Origin of the sequence: Enterobacter sp. 04-C-12-SI-ECC (assembly GCF_047530715.1) — a bacterium.
GTDB classification, from domain to species: domain Bacteria; phylum Pseudomonadota; class Gammaproteobacteria; order Enterobacterales; family Enterobacteriaceae; genus Enterobacter; species Enterobacter bugandensis.
The window spans coordinates 554,527-563,670 of the sequence record NZ_JBLKDI010000002.1; the positions used below are offsets into that span (position 1 = coordinate 554,527).

Annotated in this window: 9 protein-coding genes; 7 read left to right on the plus strand and 2 right to left on the minus strand. The window is 57.9% G+C overall.

Features of this window, described 5'->3' with window-relative positions:
- Positions 1-75 precede the first annotated feature (75 nt).
- Together ACMWL8_RS05835 and bcp are read left to right on the plus strand one after the other, a co-directional pair.
- Positions 76-645: a glycine cleavage system transcriptional repressor gene (locus tag ACMWL8_RS05835; protein ID WP_028014022.1), complete on the plus strand. Its 570-nt coding sequence runs from the start codon at positions 76-78 to the stop codon at positions 643-645.
- Complete coding sequence (gene bcp, locus ACMWL8_RS05840) at positions 645-1,115, plus strand: thioredoxin-dependent thiol peroxidase (protein WP_014171119.1); 471 nt, start codon at positions 645-647, stop codon at positions 1,113-1,115. The genes ACMWL8_RS05835 and bcp overlap by 1 nt, the downstream gene beginning before the upstream one ends.
- 82 nt (positions 1,116-1,197) lie before the next feature.
- Here the strand turns inward: bcp and ACMWL8_RS05845 are convergent, their stop codons facing one another.
- Positions 1,198-2,262, minus strand: coding sequence for an AI-2E family transporter (locus tag ACMWL8_RS05845; protein ID WP_028014023.1), 1,065 nt, complete (start codon positions 2,260-2,262; stop codon positions 1,198-1,200).
- A gap of 221 nt (positions 2,263-2,483) precedes the next feature.
- Between ACMWL8_RS05845 and bepA the strand changes: the two genes are divergently transcribed.
- Both bepA and arsC read left to right on the plus strand, forming a co-directional pair.
- Positions 2,484-3,947, plus strand: a complete 1,464-nt coding sequence (gene bepA, locus ACMWL8_RS05850; protein ID WP_028014024.1) for a beta-barrel assembly-enhancing protease — start codon at positions 2,484-2,486, stop codon at positions 3,945-3,947.
- Positions 3,948-3,960: 13 nt separating this feature from the next.
- Entirely contained in the window at positions 3,961-4,317 is a 357-nt protein-coding gene (gene arsC / locus ACMWL8_RS05855; protein WP_045261165.1) for an arsenate reductase (glutaredoxin), read from the plus strand.
- On the opposite strand, the gene ACMWL8_RS05860 is transcribed toward arsC, so the two are convergent.
- Positions 4,314-5,138, minus strand: a complete 825-nt coding sequence (locus ACMWL8_RS05860) for a homeodomain-like domain protein (RefSeq protein ID WP_045261166.1) — start codon at positions 5,136-5,138, stop codon at positions 4,314-4,316. The genes arsC and ACMWL8_RS05860 overlap by 4 nt on opposite strands.
- 147 nt (positions 5,139-5,285) lie before the next feature.
- Here ACMWL8_RS05860 and celB point away from each other — a divergent pair, with 147 nt between their 5' ends.
- From celB to ACMWL8_RS05875, 3 genes are read left to right on the plus strand one after another with little or no spacing between them, the layout of a single operon-like run.
- Complete coding sequence (gene celB, locus ACMWL8_RS05865; RefSeq protein WP_045261167.1) at positions 5,286-6,605, plus strand: PTS cellobiose transporter subunit IIC; 1,320 nt, start codon at positions 5,286-5,288, stop codon at positions 6,603-6,605.
- Positions 6,606-6,608: 3 nt separating this feature from the next.
- On the plus strand, positions 6,609-7,565 hold the full coding sequence (locus tag ACMWL8_RS05870) for a N(4)-(beta-N-acetylglucosaminyl)-L-asparaginase (RefSeq protein ID WP_028014028.1): 957 nt from the start codon (positions 6,609-6,611) through the stop codon (positions 7,563-7,565).
- On the plus strand, positions 7,565-8,983 hold the full coding sequence (locus tag ACMWL8_RS05875; protein ID WP_241277012.1) for a leucyl aminopeptidase family protein: 1,419 nt from the start codon (positions 7,565-7,567) through the stop codon (positions 8,981-8,983). The genes ACMWL8_RS05870 and ACMWL8_RS05875 overlap by 1 nt, the downstream gene beginning before the upstream one ends.
- Positions 8,984-9,144 lie beyond the last annotated feature (161 nt).

A 9,144-nucleotide genomic window follows, 5' to 3' on the forward strand; every position in this document is an offset into this window, starting at 1 on the left:
GCCCTCTGGCGGTTGTATGCACGTTTTTTTTATGCTTTCCTTATGAAGACTTAACCATGCAAAGGAAGAACAGGTTTGACAACCTCATCACAACATTACCTGGTTATCACCGCGCTGGGTGCCGACAGGCCGGGTATCGTGAACACCATCACCCGTCACGTGAGCAGCTGCGGCTGTAACATCGAAGACAGCCGCCTGGCGATGCTCGGCGAAGAGTTCACGTTTATCATGCTGCTGTCCGGAACATGGAATGCCATTACCCTTATTGAATCCACCCTGCCGCTGAAAGGCGCGGAGCTGGATTTGCTGATCGTCATGAAGCGCACCACCGCGCGCCCGCGTCCGGCCATGCCCGCGACCGTCTGGGTGCAGGTTGAAGTCCCTGATTCTCCGCATCTGATTGAGCGCTTTACCGCGCTGTTCGACAGCCATCAGATGAACATTGCCGAACTCGTCTCCCGCACGCAGCCGGGCGACGAAAGCACCGTTCCCACGCTCTTTATTCAAATTACCGCACACAGCCCTGCCTCGCAGGATGCGTCAAATATCGAGCAAGCGTTCAAAGCCCTCTGTACAGAATTAAACGCGCAGGGCAGTATAAGCGTCGTCAATTATTCGCAGCACGAACAGGATGGAGTTGAGTAATGAATCCACTGAAAGCCGGTGACATCGCACCGAAATTTAGCTTACCGGATCAAGACGGTGAGCAAGTAAATTTGACCGACTTCCAGGGACAGCGTGTTCTGGTCTATTTCTACCCGAAAGCCATGACCCCCGGCTGCACCGTACAGGCCTGCGGCTTACGCGACAATATGGACGAGTTGAAGAAAGTCGGCGTGGAAGTGCTGGGAATCAGCACGGATAAACCAGAAAAGCTGTCACGATTTGCGGAAAAAGAGCTGCTGAACTTCACGCTGCTTTCCGACGAAGACCACCAGGTCTGCGAGCAGTTCGGCGTCTGGGGTGAAAAGACCTTTATGGGTAAAACCTACGACGGCATTCACCGCATCAGCTTCCTGATTGACGCTGACGGTAAAGTTGAACATGTGTTTGACGACTTCAAAACCAGCAACCACCACGACGTGGTGTTGAACTGGCTGAAACAAAGCGCCTGAAAGTGAGTGTCGGGTGGCGGCTTCGCCTTACCCGACCTACAAGAATAAGTAGGCCGGGTTAGCGCAGCGCCACCCGGCGAAACTACTTCTCTTCCACCGCAGGCACATCCGGCCACGCGTGCACCACCGCTTTAATCAGCGTCGCCAGCGGAATGGCAAAGAACACGCCCCAGAACCCCCACAGCCCGCCGAAAATCACCACCGACAGGATAATCACCAGCGGATGCAGGTTCACGGCCTCGGAGAACAGCACCGGCACCAGCAGGTTACCGTCCAGCCCCTGAATAATCAGGTATACCGCAAAGCAGCTCCAGAACTCGGTACCCAGCCCAAACTGGAACAGCGCAACGCCCACCACCGGAATGGTCACCACAAACGCGCCGATATACGGGATCAGAACCGAAAACCCGACCAGCACCGCCAGCAGCAGCGAGTAGTTCAGGCCGAAGATCAGGAAGCCAATCCAGGTGGCTACCCCCACGACTATCATCTCCAGCACCTTGCCGCGAATGTAGTTGGTGATCTGCTGGTTCATCTCCTGCCAGACCTGCCCGGCCAGCCCGCGATTGCGCGGCAGCACGCGGCGTACCGCGTTCAGCATCTGCTCTTTGTCCTTGACCAGGAAGAACACCATTAGCGGCACGAGCACAAGATAGACGGCCAGCGTCAGCAGACCCACCAGCGAGGCCAGAGAGTATTTCACCACCGAATCGCCCATCGTCATGATGCGGGCGCGCATGTTTTCGGCCATCGCATCTATGATCCCCGCATCCATCAGCGCGGGGTAACGACGCGGCAGCGTGGCGGCGAAATCAGACAGCTTGTTCAACATGCCGGGCATATCGCGGATCAGGTAGATCCCCTGCTGCCAGGCAACCGGCATCACCACAAATGCCATCAGCAGCAGAATGCCGACAAACAGCACCAGCACGATACTCGTTGCCCAGCGGCGCGAACAGCCGATATGTTCCAGGCGCGCCGTTGGCCACTCCAGCAGGTATGCGAGCACAATCGCCACCAGCAGAGGGGCGAGAAGGCCGCTGAAGAAGAACAGAATACCGAACCCGGCAACCAGAATAACCAGCAAAGCAATGGCTTCCGGGTCACTGAACCGACGCCGATACCACTGCATTAACATTTCGAGCATACAACCCTTCCCTGAATCGATTGGCGGGAGTGAGACGGTGAATTGTATCTAACTGTCACAAAAAAGACTTTCGCTTTTTGTATCCCTGTCACAATCCGCAAAAGCCTGATGAATGGGATTTTCTTCATGCGGTAACACGGCTACACTCGCAGGGCAGCAGAGATGAACGATATGCCGGTTCATCGGTCAAATTAGCACCTCCAACATACAGGACAGTGGTTATGTTCAGGCAGTTGAGAAAAACACTGGTTGCAACACTGATTGCCGCAGTGACGGTCGGTCAGGTGTTGCCCGCTTTCGCTGACTCGTCCGATTCATTGCCGGACATGGGCACCACGGCAGGAAGCACGCTCTCTATCGGGCAAGAGATGCAGATGGGTGATTACTATGTGCGCCAGCTGCGCGGCAGCGCCCCGCTGATCAACGACCCTTTGCTGGTGCAGTACATTAACGGGCTGGGGATGCGCCTGGTGGCGCACGCCGATTCGGTAAAAACGCCCTTCCACTTCTATTTGATTAATAACGACGAAATCAACGCCTTCGCCTTCTTCGGCGGAAACGTGGTGCTGCATTCGGCGTTATTCCGTTACTCAGACAACGAAAGCCAGCTGGCTTCGGTAATGGCGCACGAAATTTCGCACGTTACCCAGCGCCACCTCGCGCGTGCAATGGAAGACCAGAAGCGTAACGCCCCGCTCACCTGGGTGGGCGCACTGGGCTCTATTCTGCTGGCGATGGCCAGCCCGCAGGCCGGGATGGCGGCCCTGACCGGTACGCTTGCGGGAACGCGTCAGGGGATGATCAGCTTCACCCAGCAAAACGAGCAGGAAGCTGACCGCATCGGCATTCAGGTTTTACAGCGCTCCGGCTTTGACCCGCAGGCCATGCCGAGCTTCCTGGAAAAACTGCTCGACCAGGCACGGTATTCTTCCCGTCCGCCGGAAATTTTGCTCACCCACCCGCTGCCGGAAAGCCGTCTCTCGGATGCACGCAACCGTGCCAACCAGATGCGCCCGGTGGTCGTGCAGTCTTCGCAGGACTTCTACATGGCGAAAGTAAGAACGCTCGGCATGTACAACTCCGGACGTAACCAGCTCACCAGCGATCTGCTGGATACCCTGGCGAAAGGCAACGTGCGGGAAAAAAATGCCGCGCAGTATGGTCAGGCGCTACAGGCGATGGAAGCCAGTAGATACGACGAGGCGCGTAAAGCGCTGCAGCCGCTGCTGGCAGCCGACCCGAACAATCCGTGGTATCTCGATCTCTCGACGGACATCGATCTGGGGCAGAAGAAAGCCACTGATGCGATTAACCGCCTGAAAGGGGCGAAAGACATACGGACCAACCCGGTGCTGCAGCTTAACCTGGCGAACGCTTACTTGCAGGGCGGTCAGCCTGCGCAGGCCGTGACCATTCTGAACCGCTACACGTTTAACAATAAAGACGACCAGAACGGCTGGGAGCTGCTCGCTCAGGCGCAGGGGCAACTGGGTAACCGCGATCAGGAACTGGCGGCGCGTGCTGAAGGGCTGGCGCTGGCGGGCCGTCTCGATCAGGCTATTTCCCTGCTCAGCAGCGCCAGCTCGCAGGTGAAGCTCGGCAGCCTGCAGCAGGCCCGCTACGACGCGCGTATCGACCAGCTGCGCGGCCTGCAACAACGCTTTAAGCCGTACGAGAAGATGTAATAAAGGAGAAGTCATGACAGACGCGGTAAAAATTTACCATAACCCTCGCTGCTCCAAGAGCCGCGACACCCTCAGCCTGCTGAAATCTAACGGCATCGACCCGGAAGTGGTGCTGTATCTGGAGACGCCGCCGGACGCACAGACGATCCGCGAGCTGCTGAACATGCTGGGGATGGGCAGCGCGCGCGAACTGATGCGTCAGAAAGAGGATCTGTATAAATCGCTTAATCTGGATGACAGCCGCCTCACCGAGGCTGAGCTGGTACAGGCGATGGTCGACAATCCAAAGCTGATTGAGCGCCCGATTGTGGTGGCGAACGGCAAGGCACGCATTGGCCGTCCGCCGGAAGATGTGCTCGATATCCTCTAGTCCCTACGCCGCAGCGCTTCCAGAAACGCCTGCGGCGTACTCTCTCCCAGCTTTTTCTGCGTTTTGCCCCGGTTATAAAACTCGCACAGCGCGATCAACACCTCTCCCGCCGGTTCATCATTCACGCGAGGAATAACATCGCCTAATGGCACCGCTACCTGAAGCGCGTTGTGTTTTTGGAGATGCGTTTTTACAGCCACATCTTTTGCAGCCTCCGTCAGCTCAAAACCAAAAGTCTCAATAGATTGTATATCAGCCGGACAGTCATCAAGCAGCGCCCGCGTCCAGGTATTGAGCAACTGGGGCGACAGTCCTGCATAGAGCCGGGCATAACACCAACCGCTCACTGGTTCGCGCGCCCAGAGCAGGTGTTGTTCACCCCCATCGTCCATGTGCAGGGATAAAGGCAGATGATGGAGCATCAGCGTATGCGGCCGCATGCCAGCCTTCAGTGCTTTTATTCCCTTCAACGGCCCCCCTTTTAGCTTCGCGGAGGCCGGTTTGAGATAGCGATTCAGCGTTGCCCTTGAAACGCGGATCCCCAGCACGTCGTTAACCATCTGCAGCAGTTCATCTAACGGCGCCCCTGAGATGTCGCGCAGCGCATTCACCAGCGCCACCTGCTCCTGTCTCAACGCTTTGTGTATCACTTTTGGCGTGGTGTGGTTATCCGAAACCTGGTCGCGGTTGCGCCAGCGCCTGACGGTCGTGACCGAGATCCCCAGCTCAACAGCAAGCTCTCTGTCGCTTTTATCTGACTGTTGCAGATAGCGGCGGATGCGCGGCGTGGTGGTCGCATTGGCGTGAAGTTTAATTTCCATCGCAACAATTCCGTTAACTAATCATGTGAGATTTATATAACACAGGCGATTGCTTTGTGACCGGTTTCACCTTTCGCTCGCCGCGCTTCACTGATAATCCACAGACATAACATAAACAACACCCCTCAATCTTGTACGGAGTTCACAATGAACAATGTTCTGGGATTTCTTGAAGCAAAACTGATGCCCCTGGCGGCGAAAACGGCCCAGCAGCGTCATCTCGGGGCCATTCGCGGTGCCTACGTGTCATTCATGCCATTTATTATCGTCGGCTCCATTCTGCTGGTTATCTCTTCCTTCCCTAACCAGGCCTATCAGCAGTTTATGTCTCAGGCCTTTGGTGAGAGCTGGAGCGCGATTATTGAAATTCCATTCAACGCGGTGTTCTCCACCATGTCGCTGTTCATCAGCTTCCTGGTCGCCTTCCGCCTGGCGGAACACTACGGCGAGGACCGCATCTCCTGCGGCATTCTGGCGCTGGTCGCGTTTCTGATCCTGACGCCGTTTATTAAGGTGGCGGAAAACGGCGGTATTACCGTGATGCCGGTGGAGTGGATTGGCAGCAAAGGATTGTTCGTGGCGATGATCGGCTCGCTGCTCTGGACGGAGCTGTTCTGCTGGCTGAAGCGCAAAAATCTGGTCATTAAAATGCCGGACGGCGTGCCTCCTGCGGTGCAGGAGTCGTTCGCGGCGCTGATCCCCGCCCTGCTGGTGATGATTCTGGTGCTGGGTATCCGCATCGTCTTCGAAAACACTCACTACAACACCATCCACCAGTTTATTTATGAAGTGGTTGCTACCCCGGTGCGCCACTACGGCACCTCCTATTTCGGTGCGCTGATGACCGTCTTCAGCATCACCATTCTCTGGTCAGTGGGCATTAACTCCGGCTCGATGATTAACGGCATCATTCGTCCGCTGTGGATGGAAAACCAGACCGACAACATCGCCGCGATCCAGGCGGGGACGACGCCGCCGCACATTATCACGGAACAGTTTTTTGACATGATCTGGATGGGCGGCGCGGGTGCTACGCTGTCGCTGGTGATTGCGATGCTGATTTTCGCCCGCAGTAAAAACATGCGCGAAGTGGCGCGCCTCGGCGCCGGGGCGTCGGTGTTTAACATCAACGAGCCGATTCTGTTTGGCCTGCCGGTGATCATGAACCCGATCATGCTTATTCCGTTCAATCTGGTGCCGCTGGTGCTGGTCACCGTGCAGTATGCGGCGATGAAGATTGGCGCGGTCGCCGTCACCACCGGGGTGTTTATCCCCTGGACGCTGCCGCCGGTGATCAGCGGTTTTATCGTCACCGGACACCTGAGCGGCAGCGTGATGCAGCTGATCAACCTGCTGATTGGCGCCATGCTGTACCTGCCTTTCATGCGTATCGTGGACAAACAGTACCGCGCGGCGGAAATTGCCACCGTTACGCAAACCGACACCACCCTTGCAAAACAGGAGTAAAGCATGTGGGGAATTATCGCAACCTGGCGAATGGCGCTTGAAGGGGTAACGGAATCTGCGTCTGCCCTGGCGGCGGGAAAACCGGTCGCTACGGCGGTGGTTGATGCCGTCGCCGCCGTCGAAGACTTTCCGTTTTATAAATCCGTCGGCTACGGCGGGCTGCCGACCGAAAACGGCGAAGTCGAGCTGGACGCGGCATTCATGGACGGCGACACGCTGGCGTTCGGTGCCGTGGGGAACCTGGTGGATATCGCCAACCCGGTGCGCGTGGCGCACGCGCTCAGCCGCCAGCGCTACAACAGCCTGCTGGTCGGCCAGGGCGCGCGTGAATGGGCGCTAAGTCAGGGCTTTGCCGACAAAAGCATGCTCACCGAACGGGCTATGCAGCACTACCGCAAACGCTGCCGCGAGACGCTGGATAAAGGCTTAAGCCCGTACGACGGACACGACACCGTCGGCATTATCGGCCTCGATAAGCAGGGGTCGATGAGCGTTGCCACCTCCACCAGCGGCCTGTTTATGAAAAAACGCGGCCGCATTGGGGATTCGCCGATTATCGGCTCCGGCTTTTACTGCGACAGCGAAACCGGCGCGGCCACCGCTACGGGCGTCGGTGAAGATCTGATGAAAGGCTGCACGAGCTACGAAATCGTTCGTCGCATGGCGCAGGGTATGACGCCGCAGCAGGCGGCAGACTCCGTGGTGTTCGAGCTGGAAGACAAGCTGATGTCGCGCTTCGGTCGCGTGGGCGATCTCTCCGTGGTGTGCATGAACAACAGGGGCGAATTTGGTGCCGCTACTAACATCAAAACATTCTCGTTTGTGGTGGCGACGGCCCGTCAGCCCCTCACCGTTTTTCGTACCGAGCGCCTGCGGGAGAAAACGCACTATCACGCCGTGGACGAAGAGTGGATGCAGGCCTACGCCGCGCGGATCCGCGCACCGATTGAGGAGTCATGATGATCGCGTATCAGTTTATCACCGCGCTTTCTGACGCGAAGCCGCGAAGCCATTTAATCGCCCGCGTCTCCTGTGCGCAGTTGCCGCAAACCGCGCTTGTTGCGGAAATGCGTGACTCTGACGGCATCGCAGACACCCGCTTTGGCTGCGCGCCCTTTGCGCGCATCACCCTGCTGCCGGATACGCTCTGGCATGACGCGCTCACTGAAGGCCTGCTTGCCGCCCTGCGACCGCTGTTTGCCTCTCCCGTCAGCGCAGATATCGTGCTGGACGTGACGGATATCGACGAGGTAGTGCTGGCGCAGGTGATGCGTTTTCTCTTTAATCAGGCGCACAGGCTGAGCGATTTACAGCTGAAAAAAACCAGTGAGTGCGTTCGTATTAAGCACATCACCGCCCTCTGCCTGCCTGAGCAGCAGGCAAAGCTGGAAACAATTTTCCGCCAGCAGCAGGCCATCGCTCACGGCATGGTCGCGGCGCGTCGCCTGGCGGATATACCGTCCGATCGCTGTACGCCGCAGTTTATGGTCGAAGAGGCGCAAAAACTGTGTGCCGCCTACCCTGCCCTGCGCTGCGAGGTGCTGAACGAAAAGGCTATTGTTGAGCAGGGTCTTGGGCTGCTGAACGCCGTCGGCAAAGGGGCGACCTGCCCGCCACGTCTGCTGGCTATTCATTACGACGGCGTTTCTGACGGCCCGGTGCGCTGCTACGTAGGTAAAGGCATTACCTTCGATACCGGCGGCCTGTGGCTGAAGGAAGGCGCAGGCATGTACACCATGAAATACGACATGTGCGGTGCGGCCAACGTGCTGGGGCTGATGCTGACCGTAGCAGAGCTGGCGCTGCCCGTACGCATCATGGGCGTGCTGGCGCTGGCGGAAAACGCCATCGGCCCGGACGCCATGCAGCCCGGCTCGGTAGCAACGGCCTGCAACGGCATGACGGTTGAAATCAACAACACCGATGCCGAAGGCCGACTGGTGCTGGCGGATGCCATCGCCTGGGCCAGCCAGCGCCATCCGCAGGCGCGCTATATCATTGATATGGCGACCTTAACCGGTGCGGTGGTAAAAGCGCTGGGGTATGAGCTGAGCGGGCTGATGACGCAGGATGAACCGCTGCGCGCCGCGTTGACGCAGGCGGGAAAACGGAGCGGTGACGAAGTGTGGTCCCTGCCGCTGGATGCGCGGCTGAAAAAGCAGACCGACAGCGCGATTGCCGATCTGTGCAACACGCCAACCAACAATGCGGCAATCAGCGCGTCGGCGGCGTGGCTGCTGCACCATTTTTGCCCGCAGACGATCCCGTGGGCGCATCTGGACATCAGCGGCACGGCGCTGTGGCGCGAGAATGGCAGGAGCGTGGCGTCGGGAAGGCCGATTCCGCTGCTGGTGGAGCACTTGCTGGGGGATCTTTAGCCCGGTGGCGCTGCGCTTACCGGGCCTACGGGCACCATATGTAGATACTGTTATGCCATGCAAGCATTTTCCTGATGCAACGTGGCATCGAACGGGCGTCCTGATTTCAGGACGCCATACGCCACCTGCGCCAGCTTACGCATCATCGCTCCGATTATCAG